This window comes from Paenibacillus solisilvae (assembly GCF_042656405.1).
Taxonomy (GTDB): domain Bacteria; phylum Bacillota; class Bacilli; order Paenibacillales; family Paenibacillaceae; genus Paenibacillus_Z; species Paenibacillus_Z solisilvae.
The window spans coordinates 140,114-156,418 of sequence record NZ_JBHSOW010000047.1; the positions used below are offsets into that span (position 1 = coordinate 140,114).

The following is a 16,305-nucleotide window of genomic DNA, read 5'->3' on the forward strand; positions in this document are numbered from 1 at the left end:
CTCCTTTTTTTGAATTCATTTTACTCTTCTGGAGCCGATTTAAGCGGACGGTTCGAGAAGAACGCAGGCACATCCATATGTATCGTTAAACGGCCTTCTTCCATCAACCACATCTGGTTTGCAAACCGTGAAGCTTGCTCCATATCATGCGTAATCCAAATACATGCTCTATTTTCTTCTAGCTGCCAGTTTGCTAATACATGTTCAACAGCATGTTTGTGATGATTATCCAGAGAAGCAGTTATTTCATCTAATAACAAGATTTCTGGGCGCAGCAGCAGCGATCTGATTAGCGATATCCGCTGTTTCTCTCCGCCGGAGAGACTTGCAGCATTTTTGGACAGGTCCAATTCCGCAAGTCCAAGCTTAGCAAGAAAAGCTTCAGCAGTCTGACTGTCATATTCAGCGCCGCTGAGTTTACTGACTATTCGCAGGTTATCTTCGACTGAGCCCTCCAGCATGAAAGGCTGCTGTGCGACATAACAGACCTTCTGCCTCCATGCCTTCGGCTGCCATTCCATTACCTTACGGCCTTGTAAATACATTTCACCCTCATCATACTGATCCAGAAGCGATAAAATGCGCAGCAGCGTGCTTTTCCCTTGACCGGAGGGGCCAATGACAGCAATTTTATCTGAACGTATCACATTTGCCTCAATCCGGCCGAAAAGCTGCCTGTCGGGATTGCCTTTAATCGTTTTGGAAATCCGTTCGAAATGCAGAAGCGGCTCCACCCTCGCGTTACCTCCCCTCATCAATCATTGATAATGACATCTAAGCATCGTCACACAACTATAAAACTGTTTCAGATGAATGAGTATCCGGCACTTTTACCCGATACCAGTAGGTATAGCGTTCCTTGTAGCCTATTTTATTATAAAGGGAATTCGCTGCCGCGTTATTCTGCAGGACGAGCAGGTAGCTCTTATCCGCTCCGTTTATCTTCGCCCAGTTTAGAATATGAAGTATCAGCTGCTCCCCATATCCTTGATTACGATGACCAAGTGACGTAACAATATCATATAGGCCTACATAATTATCTTCGATAACGCCCAAGCCGCAAGCCACCGGAATTGAATACTTATACAGAATGAAGTACCCCTGCTTTAAATGGGAGCCGGATAATAATTGATAAGTAACGGCTTTATTCTTCTCGGAAAGGCTGTTCAGTTCGGCAAGCACATCCAGCCATTTATTCGTTATCCGCTCGCCGATTTTGATTTCCGTCAGATCGGGAAGCTTCAGGCTGCCGAAATCATCAAGAATTTTCACATGGGACGGTTCAACTTTCGCATAACCTCCTGCTTCTAATATGTGATCCAGATCAGCTGGTGCAAACGGCGTGATTTTGAAAGTCGTGTTTAACGCAGCCTTTGCATACTGTTCCTCGCAATAATCGATCATGCCGCATATGTCTCTCGTAAGCTTAATTTCCTTATAGATCGGATTAATGGAGTTCGAGCGTTTGGTGTAACCTTCAGCAAACCGCAGCAGCCAGCCATCAAGCAGAAGCGTCCTGAGCGCCGGCCACCCATTGAGAGCATATTCTTCAATTCTTCGATTACCCGAATCGGTCATAGCATCTTCTCCATTCAATGAATGTATAAATATACACATTATTGAATGATAATACCACCCAATGATCTTTCTTTCAACCTTCATCACAAAAAAAGGGATATTGTGGGACAAGTGGAAATAGATTAGACTAGTATAACTACCCTATCAAATGGAGAGTTGATATGAACCTATCCCTATTAGGCGTTTCGGGTTTATCTTTTTTCATTGTTGCTGCACTTATGCCTGTTCTCATCTGGGGTCTGCGGACGTTGAAGTTAACCCAGCCCATAAGGCCCGAACTGCCGCCTGATCATCAGGCCAAACGCGGAACTCCGTTAATGGCCGGCCTTATCTTGCTCATCGGCGTAATCGCAACGCTTACCTATCATCCACAGCCAATGACTCTATTCTTGGCGGCCTGCTTCATTCTCTTCAGCGCTATTGGATTCATGGATGATTTCAAGAAAGCCGCCTTTCAGAACCCGTCCGGAATCTCGGGTAAAACTAAGCTGCTGCTGCAGTTTTGCTTCACCGGCATCCTGCTTTATACGGCGATCAGTCAATTTCGGATAAGCTCCTCCATAACGATCTTTAACGGATTCTCCATCGAGCTGCCCATTATCATTTATATGCTTATCATGATGCTGTTTATCGTCGGTTCGGCGAATGCCATTAATTTCACAGATGGCTTGGACGGTCTGCTTATTAATGTTGCAATACCTTCTTATTTTTTCTTCTTCCTGATATCGCAGCGAGTCGAGGTACAGCTGTTCTCCTTGGTCATGATTGCTTGTCTTCTTGGCATGTTCATCTACAACATCTATCCCGCCCGGGCCTTTATGGGGGATACGGGCTCTCTGGCTATCGGCGGCACCTTATCATTCTTAGTTGTACTGGAGAAGGTTGAGATCCTGATTCCCCTTCTGTTCTTCGTTTATCTTGCGGAACAGTTCTCAGTTATCTTCCAGGTCTGGTACTATAAAAAAACGAAGCTGCGCTTATTCCGTATGGCACCCATCCATTATCATTTCAGCTTAAAATACGGCTGGAGCGAGAATAAAATCGTGCTCATCTTCGGTTTCACTTCATGGTTTTGCGTGCTTCTGTGCTGGCTCATCTGGCGGTTCTTACTCTAAAATGGCTTCCGCTTCAATCTCGACCATCAGACGAGGATCGATTAACGCTTTAACCTCCACCATCGTTGCAGCAGGCTGGATGGAACCGAAGAACTCGCCATGCGCTCTGCCGATCTCTTCCCATCTGGATATGTCCGTCACGAACATTCTCGTCCTGACGACATCCGTCAATTTGGCATCTAACTCATGCAGCGCCTTTTCGATGGTTTGCAGAATACACTTCGTTTGTTCGTAAGGGTCATTCATGCCTATCACTTGTCCATCCCGCATTGCCGTTGTCCCGGCTACTTCAATCCGGCTGCCTACCCGAATCGCTCTGCAGTATCCGACCTTTTGTTCCCATGGTGATCCCGTGAATACCTGTCTGCGGTTCATTGTCACAACCAGCACTCCATTCCGTTATTTACATAAAAGTTGATCCTCTCATTATAATCGTTTTGGTTCAAAATGAAGACCCCCATTCAGGTTACAATGGGGGTCTTCATTCATGCAGGGCTATATTACTGGCTTTTCGATGCAAGCTCCAGCAGCGACTTTATGCCTTTGGCAAACTGGCTCGCGTGTGCAGTCGGATTATCCGAATAGCTTCTCATGCGCAGGATCGTTTCCACTGCTTTTGGACTGACGATTTTCAAAATATGAACTTGACCGCCAATTACAGCTTGGATATGCTTGGCAGCCATGTCCAGGTTATCATCAGAATTTTTATTACCTGCTCCATAGGTGCCTACCCGTGTGTTAGGTTCTTTCCCTCTCCCCGAGAATCCGCTTGTTCCACTCAGCACCTTCTCCTGCATGGCGTCATATTGGGAAGCGGTCAATGCCCGCTTCTTCGCAGCCAATATTACCGTATCATCGAATACGAATACTTTTACATCCCCAATGCCTTTACCGCTTAGACGCGACTCCAGATGATTCGATAGACCATTGCTGTGCAGCCCGGAGCTGCCGATCATGCTGTATACGGAGCTGCCCATCCCATACGTGGTCGTGCCATATTCATTGGTCGTTTGGCGTTTAATCCGGTCAACGCTCGGAATAACGCTGGGATCCATGAGCTGTTTCATCTCCTGACGGGGTGAATGACCCGGCATGACGGATTTCACCTTTACTTGGCCGTGATCATTATTTGTTTGGCATCCCGCTATAAGAAACACACTAATAGCTAATGTCGAGAGTACATTTAACGCTTTCATATCGATCCCTCCGGTTCATGTATGCAGCCTTTCTTCTACCGTAAAGGATGTCCATTCCACGGAAATGTATAAACGTATTTTTTTGGAAAAATACTAACAGCGAATACATCTAGGGGGTGAAGCAAATGGCCAGCAATAACAGCAGCAATTCGAATAAACAAGGCGGGAATGTCCCAGAGCCGTCCAGACGGAAATTTCTCGTGAATACCGGATTTGCGATCGGAGGCGTTGTTGTCGGCGGTGCTCTCGGAAGCTTGATCGGCAGGAAATCCAAGACGGAGGAGCCTGCGCCGACACCGACGAAAGAACCGGCGGCAGCAGCCAACTACAACCGTGCGCTTATGTTCTTTACCAACGAACAATTCAGTATTGTCGATGCGGCGACAGAGCGGATTTTCCCTTCAGATGCGAATGGACCCGGTGCGCGGGCATTAGGCGTTGCGTTCTTCATCGACCATCAACTGGCGGGCGATTATGGATTCAATGGTCGTGAATATATGTCCCCTCCTTTCTATGCCGGAGAGAAAGTGCAGGGCTACCAAGGCCGGTTGAAGCGGAAGGAAATATACGAAATCGCGCTTAGAGAGCTGCAAAATTACAGCCAAGTAAAGTATAAAGAAAACTTCTCCGAGTTACCCGGTGAACAGCAGGACGAGGTGCTCAAAGCTTTCGAGTCCGATGAAGTGCAGCTCACAACGGTTTCACCGAGCGGATTCTTCAAGATGCTTAGAGCCAACACGCTTGAAGGAGCCTACAGTGATCCATTGTATGGCGGGAACGCCGATATGAAGGGCTGGAAATTACGCGATTACCCGGGCAATCAGATGAGCTACGCGTCCATTATCGACAAGCCCTATACCAAGATTGCCCCAAGCAGCCTGCAAGAGCATATGAAGACCCACTAGCGAAACGAGGGAATGTAATGGCGAAGAAACTACCGAAAACAGACGTTGTCATCGTTGGTGTCGGCTGGGCTGGCGGCATCATAGCAGCTGAACTGACGAAGAGCGGCTTGAATGTTGTTGGGCTTGAACGCGGCCGCGAGCGTAAGACCGAAGACTATTTCATGGTGCATGATGAGCTTCGCTATGGAGTCCGGTACGATCTGATGCAGGATTTATCGAAGGAAACCGTAACCTTCCGCAGCTCGGAGAAGATTCGGGCATTGCCGATGCGTCAATACGGCTCCTTCCTGCTCGGTGATGGTCTTGGCGGATCCGGGGTGCACTGGAACGGTCAAACCTTCCGCTTCCTGCCTTATGATTTTGAAATTCGCAGCAAAACGATTGAACGTTACGGGAAAAACAAAATCCCAGATGGTATGACCATTCAAGACTGGGGCATTACCTACGATCAAATAGAGCCTTATTACGACAAATTCGAGAAAACAGCCGGCATTTCCGGTGAACCGAACCCGCTCGGAGGCAAACGCTCCAGCCCCTATCCAACACCGCCGATGAAGAAATCACCGGCGATGCAAATGTTTGTCGACTCGGCCAAGAAGCTGAACCTCCACCCTTATATGCAGCCTTCCGCCAACCTGTCCGAGCAGTATACGAATCCCGACGGTATCTCTCGGGCAGCTTGTCAGTACTGCGGCTATTGCGAGAGATTCGGTTGTGAATATGGAGCCAAGGCGGATCCTGTCGTTACCGTCATCCCTGTAGCGAAGAAATCAGGCAAATTCGAAATTCGCACGCATTCACAGGTCAGACGTATTTTGCATAACGGCAGCAAGGCAACCGGGGTTTTGTACACCGATGTTACAACCGGCGAGGAAATCGAACAGCCTGCGGATATCGTCGTTGTTACCAGCTATGTATTCAACAATGTACGGCTTCTTCTCATGTCTGGTATAGGTAAACCATATAATCCGGCAACAGGTACTGGAGTCATCGGGCGAAATTACGCTTATCAAGTCATTAAAGGGAATGCGGTCGGTTTCTTCGAGAAGCAGCAGTTCAATAATTTTGCCGGAGCCGGAGCGCTTGGCGTTAACCTGGATGATTACAATGGCGATAATTTTGATCATTCGGACTTGAAATTCCTGCATGGCGGCTCTATATCGATCAGTCAGACTGGACAAAGGCCCATTCTGAACAATCCAATCCCGGGTGGAACGGCTACTTGGGGCGCCGAATTTAAAACCAATTCGCTGAAATATGCCAATCGCGTTATATCTGTCGGCGGGCAAGGGTCATCGATGTCGTTCAAGCATCATTATCTGGACCTGGATCCCACTTATAAGGATGCCTATGGAGATCCTTTGATGCGGTTGACCTTCGACTTTGAAGAGCAGGACCGGGAGCTTGCTGTATTCTTGGCAAGTAAATCAGCGGAAATCCTTAAAGAAATGGGAGCCGACCGCGTAGATCCGCTTAAGGAGCTTGGACCCTACGACATCGTCACCTACCAATCCACCCATAATACAGGAGGCGTAATCATGGGCTCGAAACCGGAAACATCCGCAGTCAATACCTTTTCACAAATGTGGGATTACGACAATCTGTTCGTCGTCGGCGCAAGCTCCTTCCCCCAAAATGCTGGTTACAACCCGACTGGCACCGTAGGCGCACTCGCCTATCGTGCGGCAGAAGGTATTCTTACATACCGCCAAAAGGGCGGATCGTTAGTATAACTTCGCACCTTAGCCTGCGCTCTCCCGGCTTGAAATGGTGGGAGAGCTTTTTGCTGCATGCAAAAAGGAGCTGTTCCAAGGTCATCGAAGACCAAGGAACAGCTCCTTTTGTTTTCTGCAGGATTGAATCAAAGCAGCTTCGGCTGCTCTTCTTTCACAATAACCTTGCTGTTATCCGGTTCATCATCGTCCGCAATACCCTTAGTGGAATTGCGGAACTCACGAAGTGTATCGCCGAAGGCTCTGCCAAGCTGAGGAAGCTTCGCTGGACCGAAGACGATCAGAGCGATGAGCAGAATGATTACAAGCCCGGAAATCCCAATATTATTGAACATGGTTTCAATCTCCTTTTCGTTATGTTAATTCGTCGTTGGAACGGCTGCCATTCCTCGTCTATGATAATATCTCACAGAAATGAGGACGCTAAGCTCAAAGAGAATAATCAGCGGAACGGTCACAGATAGATGGCTAACAAAATCCGGCGGTGAAATGCAGGAGCCGACGACGGCAAGTCCGACATAAGCATACTTTCGCGTACTCCGCAGGCGGCTTGGATTCAGCAGTCCCAGTCTGGTTAAGAACAAAATAATAAGCGGCATTTCAAATGCGACTCCAAGCGGGAACACCACATTGAACAGGAACGAAAAATATCGGTCGATGCCATAGGTTTCAACAGCTCCTATGCTCTGGTTCATCTGTTCCATAAACCGCAGCATCATCGGGAATACCAGAAAATAACTGAAGGCGATCCCCCCGAGAAACAACAAAAATGAGATTGGCACATACGATAATGTCCCTTTTGCCTCACTCTCGGTTAATCCTGGACGAATGAAAGCCCACACCTGATACAAAAGAAGCGGAAGCGTAAACAATACAGCAAACAAGCATGCACAGCGGAGATAAATGAACAGCCCGTCGGTAAACGAGAAGACATTCCATTCAATAGGCGCCGTGCCCGGCCTGGATTTAATAAATCTCAGGATTGAAGGCGAAACATACAGCCCTCCGCACATGGTTACTGCAAACCAGCCTGCCACATAGATGAGCCGTTTTCGAAGCTCGGTCAAATGGCGAACAAGATCCTCGCTATTGTCCATAATTCTAGCCTGCCTCCACCAAAAATTGAAACAAAATCTCCCAACATTTTCATCTGCGGGATACCCTTACTATAACCATTCACTCCTCATTTATTCGCAAGAACAAGGTTTAACCTCGCTATGCATGCGGTTAAGAAAATAGGGAAATCTTATACAGAGTCAGAACCGGATTAGCTGAACCAGCGGCTGTAAAACAGAGCCCTTTCGAAGCTAGTTTTTGCCGAGACCTACCGTTATCAGGTACGTCTAGGCAGAACCCCTTCGAAGCGAGTTTTTGCTGTGACTACCGTTATCCGGTACGTCCAGGCAGAGCCCCGCAAAAACTTTTAGGAGGACAAAAAATGAAAAAGCGTCTGCTTCCCTTGTTTCTTCTTGTGACGGCATTTATTGTGATTGCCGCTGGATGCGGGGGGAATAACAAGAATAACACGAATGCGCCGGCACCTGCGAACAACACGGGTACGAATGGTAATGCGGGGAACACAACAAACGCCGCCAATGCAGAAGCCACTTATAAGGCTCAATGCGTTGGATGTCATGCCGCGGATCTGAGCGGAGGCGTCGGCCCTAACCTCCAGAAGATAGGCGGCAGCCTAACTGCAGAGCAAATTTCGACTCAAATCCATAACGGCGGAGGCGGAATGCCGGCTTACAAAGGAACTCTGTCTGAGGATGAAATCACTGCACTAACCAATTGGTTAGCTTCCAAGAAGTAAACCGATACGTAATTGTGAAGGGGCTGAGCATGAGTCATTCAAGATGACTTAAGCTCAGCCCCTTCCCATTATTACAGAATAAGCTCAGACAACTTTAGGAGCGCTTTCGTCCCTGACGCGGCAGCAGCAGCATAGCGGATAATCCGGCAATAATCCCGGCAATGCCCCCATAAATAAACGAATCATTCATCCCCCACACAAACCAATCAGCTGCTGCTGAGCGTAAATTTGTTTTTGCAGCTGTGATTAGATCCACGGTCAGAATGACGTTCATGTCTCCCGCCGCCAATCATTACGGCAGGAAAAGTTTTGTCTCCATCGATGAATGAAGAAAAGCCGTCCTGCCTTGTGATAGGCATAAGACGGCTTCTAATCCGCTAGACATCATTGCGATCAACCGGCAGGTTATTTACTGCTCACATGCTGCTAATTCGTATGGATCTGGAAATTCGCCCGGCGGTTCGGATCCGAATCCCCATTCAGGAAAAACTCCGTAATATCCTGAAGCTGCTGCATGTTATCCGCCCAATGGAACTGCAAAGATAGTCCTTGCGCCTGAGGATTATCTTTGCCGAGCGATTGTCTTGAAACACTAAGCTCCAGCTGATTCCCGGAACTATCGCAATTGTGGAAAAAATGATATAAATAGAAAGACTAACAAAGAACCAAACAAAACGTTTTGAGAATACGAAATCAACCAAGTGAGGGTAATCGTATGGCAACCATTAAAGATATAGCCCGTGAGGCGCAGGTCAGCATTTCAACGGTTTCTTTTGCCATTAACGGAACAGGTCCCGTAGCACCGGAAACGAAGAAACGGATCATGGAAGTCATTGAGCGGCTGAATTATCACCCCAGCAGCGCAGCCCGCGGACTCGTAACGCGAATGACTAATAATATCTGTCTCTACGTGCCGCATCCCAAGTCCAATATCTTCACCTTTCACGGCAACAATTTAATTAATGATATGCTGCAGGGAATCGGCGAATCAATTGATGAGAAGGATTATAATTTGCTGCTTGCCTGGGAACAGCCTGGAAGCGAGACTGATGCGAAGATCATGTCCTTGGTGAATAAGAAGGCGATTGACGGTATTCTCTTCTTTAATCCGACGCATAATTTCAAGCCGATTTATGAGCTCATTAAGCAAAAATTCCCGTTCGTGTTCATGGGACGTTTCTTCGATAATGAGCCGATCGATATTGTCGATATCGATAACTTCGATGCCGGTTACCGTAACACCGTCCATCTTATTAAACTCGGACATAAGAATATTGGATTTATTAGCCCGGGCCCGCTTAATTATTTGGTTGCTGGAGACCGCTTTGAAGGTTATCAGGAAGCACTTAGGGATCATAATATCCGTTACAATGAGCATTATTTCTACTTGGGTGATAATCGTGAGGCCAGCGGCTACAGCGCACTCGAAACTTTCTTGAAGCTGAAGGAGCCTCCTACCGCAGTCGTTGCCGGCCGGGATATCCAAGCTGTCGGGATGCTGCAATATGCACAGGAAAATGGCATTCTGGTGCCGGAAGACATTGCCATTGTCAGCTTTGAGAATTCGCAGCTCGCTGAACTTCATGATATTACATCGATTCGTACCGATCTGTATCGGATCGGAAGAGAAGCTGCCAAACTGCTGCTCCAAGCCATTGGACGCAGAAAGGAACGTCAAACACAGAATATTATCATTCCTTCGGATATCGTCATTCGCCGAAGCTGCGGCAGCGTTCTGAATCCGGAATAGTTTCCCAGTAAATCCCTCCTGCCCCATACATCGCTGCTGCTTGGCAGCGTATGGAGCAGGAGGGTTTTTTCTTCAACGAATGAAGCCCATGATTTGATTATCTGGCTCCGTGAACGACTTAACGACTTCCTTGTAATGGGTAATACCAGCGAACTCCCTGTACAGGAGATCGCTCACTTTAGCGGTTGTTATACTGATCTTAAAGCTGGAATAGAGCGGGTAAAGTGTAAATGCCAGAAAGCCGATGACCCAGATCGATGTAAAAGTATTTGCGGTAATCCACGACGTTTACCCGCGCACGAAGAAGCCCTCCCTGCCGGCAATTACAGGCAGAAAGGGCTGTTACATTCCTTATCAATTCAAGCACACTTGAGTTATTCTGACGGTTGATCCCGTACATATGCAAGCAGTAACACAGCCGTATTCACAATTGCATCGATATGAGTCCGTTCCATACTGTGAGACGCATGTACACCTGGACCAATTAGCGCAGCGCGAATGCTGCTTCCTCCCCGAAGGGCGGCTGTTGCATCCGACCCATAATGAGGGTAAATATCAACTGCATGCGGAATGTTCTCACGCTTTGCAAGCTCAATCAGCTTTGAAGTCATCTTATAGTCGTAAGGCCCGGAGGAATCCTTCGCACAGATGGAGACATCATGCTCGGTCGTCGATAAATCATCCCCGATCGCTCCCATATCCACTGCAATAAGCTCTGTGATGTCAGGCGGAATATGTGACGCTCCGTGCCCAACCTCTTCATAAGTCGAGATAATCAGCTTTATAGTGCGAGTAGGGACGGTCCCGCTTCGCTTGATCCATTCCAACAAGCCGAACAAAGCAGCCACGCTTGCTTTATCATCCAGATGCCGTGACTTGATCCAGCCATTCTGAAGTACACGAGTACGCGGATCCCATGAGATGAAATCTCCAACTCCGATACCAAGGCCTAGAGTATCCTCCTTTGATCGGACGAGCTCATCAATGCGAATCTCCATATTGGCTTCTTCCCGTTTCCAATCACGCGCATCGGAATAAACGTGCACAGACGGTTTGGTGGTCAGAACCGTCCCTTCGTAGCTTCTGCCGTCACGGGTGTGGATCAGGCAATATTCATTTTCCACGCTTTGCATCGCATAGCCGCCAATCGGCGTAAAACGCACCGTTCCGCTGGACTTAATCGAACGAACCATCGCACCTAGTGTATCCACATGAGCGGATAGTCCAATGACATCCTTCGAGCTGAAATCCGTTCCTTGAATAGTAATGATTCCATTGCCTTTGGGAGTCAGCTCCACTTGATAGCCAAGCTTAGCCGCTTCCTCCGAGATTAAGCTCATAATTTGCATGCAATAGCCGCTTGGACTCGGGGTTTGAAGCAGCAGCTTCAGGATGCGAATCATATATTCGCGATCCAGCTTCGAGCTTAGAGTGTCCGCCAATTTACATCACTCCTTATCAATTCGATGCTCGTGATCTTCCCATCTCTTGGAATAAGCCTTATTTGTTACCCAAATCGTCATCCACGTGATAATTACGACAATAACACCTGCCACAACCCACACACCAGTAGGTACACCCATTTCAAATCCCCTCCCTTGCTCTTTCTCTGTATGCTTAAATAAAAAGATCGATTCGCAGAGCCTAAATCTCTTGCCGTCTTCACTCAACTTTCGTGGTTGAAACATGATTATCGTACCACGACATAGCGGACAGATGCATAACAGTTGTTACAATTTAGTTAAGATGACGGTAACGGAAAAAAGCCTGATCGCTCAGGCTCTCCCTTAGTATGGTGTAAGAAGACGATTTAATCCGCGCCAAGCTTGTCCTCTATTCGAGTCCATGATCCTCACGAATTTTGTAAAGTCCTTGAATGATCGGCTCTGCAGGATCACGATTAAGTAAATAGTGCGAAATCAAAATGTGAAGCGGCAATGCACAGACATTATTACCGTCCTTAATCGCCGTAAAACCGGCTTCAAGCACAGGACCATGCTGTTCATGAAAGTCCAAATCGACGTAAACATTTTCTTGATCAAATTCTTCACGAATGGATTTGGCGCAATGCGGTACAATTGTACTATCGATTAACGCTTTTGCTTCGTCTTCCGATTGCGGAGGCTGAGGGAGCAGCTTACTGCCTTCCCCCTTCATAAGGTCATAGAAAAAGGAAGCAAGCCAAATGGCCGGATCAGCGTTATTCTGGAACTTGTCCAGCAATTCACGCATGAAGAACCCGGATGCGTAAGCATTTCCGCTCTCTTTTACCTGAATCCTGAAAGTGAAAATCGGACCATACAGCTCATGATTTAACACTTGACCGTCCACCTCGTCCCCCTCAAACATCGAGGACAATGCGTGAATGGCATTGTTATGAAGAGCTCCGATTAACCTCTGAATTTCTTCTTCTGTCGGCTGTTGTACTTCTTGCTCATCATTGGTTACGTTGTTATTTGTCATTGTTTGTTTTCACCCGTCATTATCATAACATTACTTACCGCAAAGAAAAAGTCTCAGATTCAAACATCCAAATTTGACTTTTCTTGATGACAGTAAGGCATGACCAAGGTTAGCCGCCTTGCAATAATTGCGAAGTGAATAACAGCTTCCTCTTAAGCTTTCCTTACACGAAGTTTATTATGATGAGACTGACCCTTCATCAACGTTTGGACCACCAATACAGCAGGCAGAATATAACGCCGCTTGAAACAATCAACAAGGAATCCCGGGGCCGCCACAGCTCGCTTTTCATTAAAGTTGGACTCCGGTGTAAACCTACCCCCCTGCTCTCAAGCGCATTAGCCACATTATCGCCGAGCCGAAAAAGCGACAGCATGAATGGAATTGCGATATCCCTCAGCTTGCTGATCATGCCCCCTGAACTCTTACGGATGACCTTGCCCCTTGCAATCGAAACCCGGGAGAAACGCTCCCACTCCGCGAGCAGTACAGGCACAAACCGCAGAAGAAGCGTTATCGTCAAGATTATCCTCATTGCAAGCGGAGGAACTTTGCCGCCCACGGACAATATTTGCTCTAAAGACCGCCTAAGACGCAGCGGCGTTACCGCAAGCGGAATTGCAAATCCGATCAGCATAGCGAACCATGGTTTCGAGAGTGAACGAAGTGACAGCAGAAAGGCACCCATGTTCCAAAGACGGTGATCCCCCTCAGCGGTGAAACCTGCAAAGACTGCAATCATTCCCGTAAAAAAACTCAAAGCCATGATCGGTCCCCGCCAGCGCTGCAGTTGAATGCGGCCAATTAAAATGATAAGGATAGTTAACACCGCAATAAGCGCAATGCCAGACCAAGTTTGCTGTAGAAACATGCTGGATGACAACAAGATGTAGGAAACCCAGACAGCCCGCGGATCAAATAAAGCGATAGGCGGCACATGCGGAGCTCTAGCATCGAAATGATCCCGATCCGCCCGGGCGGCAGCTTCTCCCTGTACTCGGGTGAATGCTTCATTAACCTCAATCGCGGCGGAGTTTGTGGCGGGTGCGGTTACAGCCATGCTGGTATAACGAGCTGCCGGTACAGCGCTCGAAGAGGAGCTCTTCCGCATTCCGATCCCCTGCGCGAGCTCCGCTGGCTTCCATACTTGTTCGGCAGCGATACCTCTCTTCCATAAGCCATGTGCCAATTGGAGCCAATTAGGCACCCTCATTCCAGCTTGTTTGAGCCATTCCGGGTGTGCCAGCAGCTGCTCCGGGCTGCAAATCCGGATTGAACCGTCCGCTTGCATCAATAGAACGGAATCAGCGAGAGGAAGCGCCCAATCACTTTCATGTGAAATGAGCAGTACGCCCTGTCCCGCGGCTGCGCATTGCTTTAACTTCCGGCCAAGCAAGCTGTGACCTCCGGCATCTAATCCAGCCGTCGGTTCATCCAGCAGCAGCCAATCTGCAGGCGTTACGAACAAGCTGGCCAGCGCTGTTCTTCTGCGCTCGCCCCCGCTCATCTGATACGGATCACGCGTGAGCCAGGAGGCATCCCATCCGACTGCAGCCAAAGCCTGCACCATTCTGTTATAAGCCTCTTGTCCTTGCAATTCATACGGCTGAAGCACATATTTCAGTTCACCCTCAACCGTGCGGGCGAATAACTGCTCCTCGGGTGACTGGCAGGAATAGCTGTATGCAAGCAGTGCAGCCTTGTTGCGTCTGCGGGCTCCGAGAGCTCTAGGAATCCACACTTTCTCAGCTCCGTAAGAAATCTCGATGTTCTCATCCGTATTCCTTAAGCCTGCTGCCATCTCCATTAAACGGGTTTTGCCGGCACCGTTTGGGCCCATAAGGACATAAATGCTCCCTTGGTTCAGCAAGATCTCCGGTGAAATCTCTGCAGCGGAAGCCTTGCGGTCAGCCTCAGCGCCAGGTTCTATAACTCGCTTCCATCCGCTAATATGTAACGAACCTTCCTGCTTAATCATCTAAATCCAGCGCCTTTCGCCATTCTGCCATAGATACCGGAAATGGCGGCTGCAGCTGCCCATTTCGATACATTTCTATTGCCAGTGAAGCTAAGTACGGTAAGCGGAGGCCGCATTCTTCACAAGGGGTTTCCTTTGGCAGGTCTGCGAGATTACCGCTGGGCAGATCCCCATATAGAAAATGCTCGCTCCTGCCGTCAAAAACGATTTTCCCGTCAGTTAATGCGACGATTCTTGAAGAACGCTCGAGCTCATCGAGACGTTGAGTAACCCAGACAACCGCTGTCCCCCGCTTCTGAAGCTCACTTGCCATGCCGTGAACCCGCAGGCGGGACTCATCATCGAGCATGGATGTCGCTTCATCGAACACAAGCAGCGGCACTTCCCCCGCAGTTGCAGCAGCAATAGCTGCAAGCTGCCGCTGCCCGCCGGATAACCGCTCCCACGGGAAATCTGCGACAGGCATTAATCCTGTCATCTCAAGAACCGAATCAGCCTTATCCGTTATAGATTCCGCAGGATATTGCAGCCATTCTAAGGCGAAAATAATCTCTTCCCGCGGCGTTTCGCCAAATAATTGGGCATCAGGCTGCTGCATGACGTAAGGTGCAGGCCTGCTGCCTGCAAAACCGCGGTTTATAAATCCGGTCGCTCCTTCAACGGTTAACCCGGCAAGGATTCTGGCTAATGTCGTTTTTCCGCTGCCGTTGACGCCGACGACCGTTACCCATTCACCTGGCGATAAGTTCAAATCTATATCTTTAAGCCGGGCAGGCGATGATTCATTCTCTTCACCTGATGCGCCCGAAACGGATAACCGGGAGATTTCAAACCTGCTCATTTGTTTAGTCTCCTTGTAAATTACCTCTTCCCAAACTTTAAGACCCATGATAAAATTCGATATGTTAACCAATAAATACAGTTTGTGGTTAACATTAATTTTTTACTAAGATACCATGTAAAAGGGGATTTGACAATGGAAACACCCACTCCACCCGTAGTATCCGCAGCTTCGCAAACAAATTCAGTATACTGGATCCGAGGGATCGTATTTACCGCTTTGTTCGCAGCCCTGTTCGTCGCATTCAGCTGGATTAAAGTACCCCTCGGATTCACGAGTGTTCCAATTACAATGCAAACTTTAGCCATCATGCTTGCCGGCGGTCTTCTGGGAGCAACTTATGGATTTTGGAGTATTATGATCGTTGTTATTCTAAGCGGTTTCGGCCTTCCCTTAATCAGCGGCACCAGCGGACTCTCCTTATTGCTCGGATTTACAGGCGGCTATATCTGGATGTTCCCGATTGAAGCGCTGTTTATCGGTCTCGTAAGCGACCATCTGTTCCGCAATAAGAAGACATTATCCACGAATTCTTTCTTCATTCTTTTCATTGGTATAATCGTTTTTGGTGTTCTATTAGCCTATGTTGGCGGTGTTCCATGGCTCGCGCATAAAGCGCATATGTCAATGTCGGCTGCACTTAAAGCAGGCTGCTATCCATTCCTCATAGGGGATACAATCAAGGCAGTCGTCGCTGTATTCCTTATCCGCACCCTTCGCCCTCTGCTTCCTAGATTCAAATAGGCAGCAGAGCAGCATTTTCCCCCTCATCGTTGACAACGTCCAGCGTACAGCTGTCTGCAAAGATGGCTTCAGGTTGTCCTTCGATGAGGGTTTTTTACGTGAAAAAGCCGCATAAAAAAAGCGAGGCCACTGAAAAAGTCCTTCTGAATAAAAAGGCACATCCCCTCATTTTTTTGAGGGGATGTGCCT

Annotated in this window: 18 protein-coding genes; 6 read left to right on the plus strand and 12 right to left on the minus strand. The window is 48.1% G+C overall.

The genetic code is table 11. The annotated features are described in order from the left end of the window. Positions 1 to 20: 20 nt before the first annotated feature. Together ACFPYJ_RS14435 and ACFPYJ_RS14440 are read right to left on the minus strand one after the other, a co-directional pair. Positions 21 to 734: an ABC transporter ATP-binding protein gene (locus ACFPYJ_RS14435; protein WP_379188851.1), complete on the minus strand. Its 714-nt coding sequence runs from the start codon at positions 732 to 734 to the stop codon at positions 21 to 23. A gap of 58 nt (positions 735 to 792) precedes the next feature. Next, the gene (locus ACFPYJ_RS14440; RefSeq protein ID WP_379188852.1) at positions 793 to 1,578 is read right to left on the minus strand and encodes a GNAT family N-acetyltransferase; all 786 of its coding nucleotides are present in this window, start codon (positions 1,576 to 1,578) and stop codon (positions 793 to 795) included. Positions 1,579 to 1,739: 161 nt separating this feature from the next. On the opposite strand from ACFPYJ_RS14440, the gene mraY reads away from it, so the two are divergent. Continuing rightward, entirely contained in the window at positions 1,740 to 2,693 is a 954-nt protein-coding gene (mraY, locus tag ACFPYJ_RS14445) for a phospho-N-acetylmuramoyl-pentapeptide-transferase (RefSeq protein ID WP_379188853.1), read from the plus strand. Here the strand turns inward: mraY and ACFPYJ_RS14450 are convergent. After that, entirely contained in the window at positions 2,685 to 3,068 is a 384-nt protein-coding gene (locus tag ACFPYJ_RS14450) for a RidA family protein (RefSeq protein WP_379188876.1), read from the minus strand. The two genes, mraY and ACFPYJ_RS14450, sit on opposite strands and share 9 nt — an antisense overlap. A gap of 125 nt (positions 3,069 to 3,193) precedes the next feature. Next, positions 3,194 to 3,889, minus strand: coding sequence for a hypothetical protein (locus ACFPYJ_RS14455; protein WP_379188854.1), 696 nt, complete (start codon positions 3,887 to 3,889; stop codon positions 3,194 to 3,196). A gap of 125 nt (positions 3,890 to 4,014) precedes the next feature. On the opposite strand from ACFPYJ_RS14455, the gene ACFPYJ_RS14460 reads away from it, so the two are divergent. Together ACFPYJ_RS14460 and ACFPYJ_RS14465 are read left to right on the plus strand one after the other, a co-directional pair. Continuing rightward, positions 4,015 to 4,794: a gluconate 2-dehydrogenase subunit 3 family protein gene (locus tag ACFPYJ_RS14460; RefSeq protein ID WP_379188855.1), complete on the plus strand. Its 780-nt coding sequence runs from the start codon at positions 4,015 to 4,017 to the stop codon at positions 4,792 to 4,794. A gap of 17 nt (positions 4,795 to 4,811) precedes the next feature. Further along, positions 4,812 to 6,527, plus strand: coding sequence for a GMC family oxidoreductase (locus ACFPYJ_RS14465; protein WP_379188856.1), 1,716 nt, complete (start codon positions 4,812 to 4,814; stop codon positions 6,525 to 6,527). Positions 6,528 to 6,655: 128 nt separating this feature from the next. Here the strand turns inward: ACFPYJ_RS14465 and ACFPYJ_RS14470 are convergent, their stop codons facing one another. Both ACFPYJ_RS14470 and tatC read right to left on the minus strand, forming a co-directional pair. Next, the gene (locus ACFPYJ_RS14470) at positions 6,656 to 6,862 is read right to left on the minus strand and encodes a twin-arginine translocase TatA/TatE family subunit (RefSeq protein ID WP_379188857.1); all 207 of its coding nucleotides are present in this window, start codon (positions 6,860 to 6,862) and stop codon (positions 6,656 to 6,658) included. Between the two features lie 24 nt (positions 6,863 to 6,886). Continuing rightward, positions 6,887 to 7,624 carry a twin-arginine translocase subunit TatC gene (gene tatC / locus ACFPYJ_RS14475; protein ID WP_379188858.1) on the minus strand — a complete coding sequence of 246 codons (738 nt, stop codon included), beginning with the start codon at positions 7,622 to 7,624 and terminating at the stop codon, positions 6,887 to 6,889. A gap of 341 nt (positions 7,625 to 7,965) precedes the next feature. Here tatC and ACFPYJ_RS14480 point away from each other — a divergent pair, with 341 nt between their 5' ends. Continuing rightward, entirely contained in the window at positions 7,966 to 8,340 is a 375-nt protein-coding gene (locus tag ACFPYJ_RS14480; protein WP_379188859.1) for a c-type cytochrome, read from the plus strand. 94 nt (positions 8,341 to 8,434) lie between these two features. On the opposite strand, the gene ACFPYJ_RS14485 is transcribed toward ACFPYJ_RS14480, so the two are convergent. Then, positions 8,435 to 8,614 carry a hypothetical protein gene (locus ACFPYJ_RS14485; protein WP_379188860.1) on the minus strand — a complete coding sequence of 60 codons (180 nt, stop codon included), beginning with the start codon at positions 8,612 to 8,614 and terminating at the stop codon, positions 8,435 to 8,437. Positions 8,615 to 9,055: 441 nt separating this feature from the next. Here ACFPYJ_RS14485 and ACFPYJ_RS14490 point away from each other — a divergent pair, with 441 nt between their 5' ends. After that, positions 9,056 to 10,090 (plus strand): LacI family DNA-binding transcriptional regulator, encoded by a 1,035-nt coding sequence (locus ACFPYJ_RS14490; RefSeq protein ID WP_379188861.1) that lies wholly within the window; start codon positions 9,056 to 9,058, stop codon positions 10,088 to 10,090. A 374-nt stretch (positions 10,091 to 10,464) separates the two neighbouring features. Here the strand turns inward: ACFPYJ_RS14490 and ACFPYJ_RS14495 are convergent, their stop codons facing one another. The 5 genes from ACFPYJ_RS14495 to ACFPYJ_RS14515 all read right to left on the minus strand — a co-directional run bounded on the left by ACFPYJ_RS14495 (position 10,465) and on the right by ACFPYJ_RS14515 (position 15,372). Beyond that, positions 10,465 to 11,493 carry a M42 family metallopeptidase gene (locus tag ACFPYJ_RS14495; RefSeq protein ID WP_379188877.1) on the minus strand — a complete coding sequence of 343 codons (1,029 nt, stop codon included), beginning with the start codon at positions 11,491 to 11,493 and terminating at the stop codon, positions 10,465 to 10,467. 45 nt (positions 11,494 to 11,538) lie between these two features. Further along, the gene (locus ACFPYJ_RS14500) at positions 11,539 to 11,673 is read right to left on the minus strand and encodes a hypothetical protein (RefSeq protein ID WP_379188862.1); all 135 of its coding nucleotides are present in this window, start codon (positions 11,671 to 11,673) and stop codon (positions 11,539 to 11,541) included. Between the two features lie 250 nt (positions 11,674 to 11,923). Beyond that, positions 11,924 to 12,553 (minus strand): hypothetical protein, encoded by a 630-nt coding sequence (locus tag ACFPYJ_RS14505; protein WP_379188863.1) that lies wholly within the window; start codon positions 12,551 to 12,553, stop codon positions 11,924 to 11,926. Positions 12,554 to 12,752: 199 nt separating this feature from the next. Beyond that, entirely contained in the window at positions 12,753 to 14,531 is a 1,779-nt protein-coding gene (locus tag ACFPYJ_RS14510) for an ATP-binding cassette domain-containing protein (protein WP_379188864.1), read from the minus strand. Then, positions 14,524 to 15,372, minus strand: coding sequence for an energy-coupling factor ABC transporter ATP-binding protein (locus tag ACFPYJ_RS14515; protein WP_379188865.1), 849 nt, complete (start codon positions 15,370 to 15,372; stop codon positions 14,524 to 14,526). The genes ACFPYJ_RS14510 and ACFPYJ_RS14515 overlap by 8 nt, the downstream gene beginning before the upstream one ends. 135 nt (positions 15,373 to 15,507) lie before the next feature. On the opposite strand from ACFPYJ_RS14515, the gene ACFPYJ_RS14520 reads away from it, so the two are divergent. Beyond that, a complete protein-coding gene (locus ACFPYJ_RS14520) occupies positions 15,508 to 16,116 on the plus strand; it encodes a biotin transporter BioY (RefSeq protein WP_379188866.1) in 609 nt (202 codons plus the stop codon). The last annotated feature ends 189 nt before the right edge of the window (positions 16,117 to 16,305 follow it).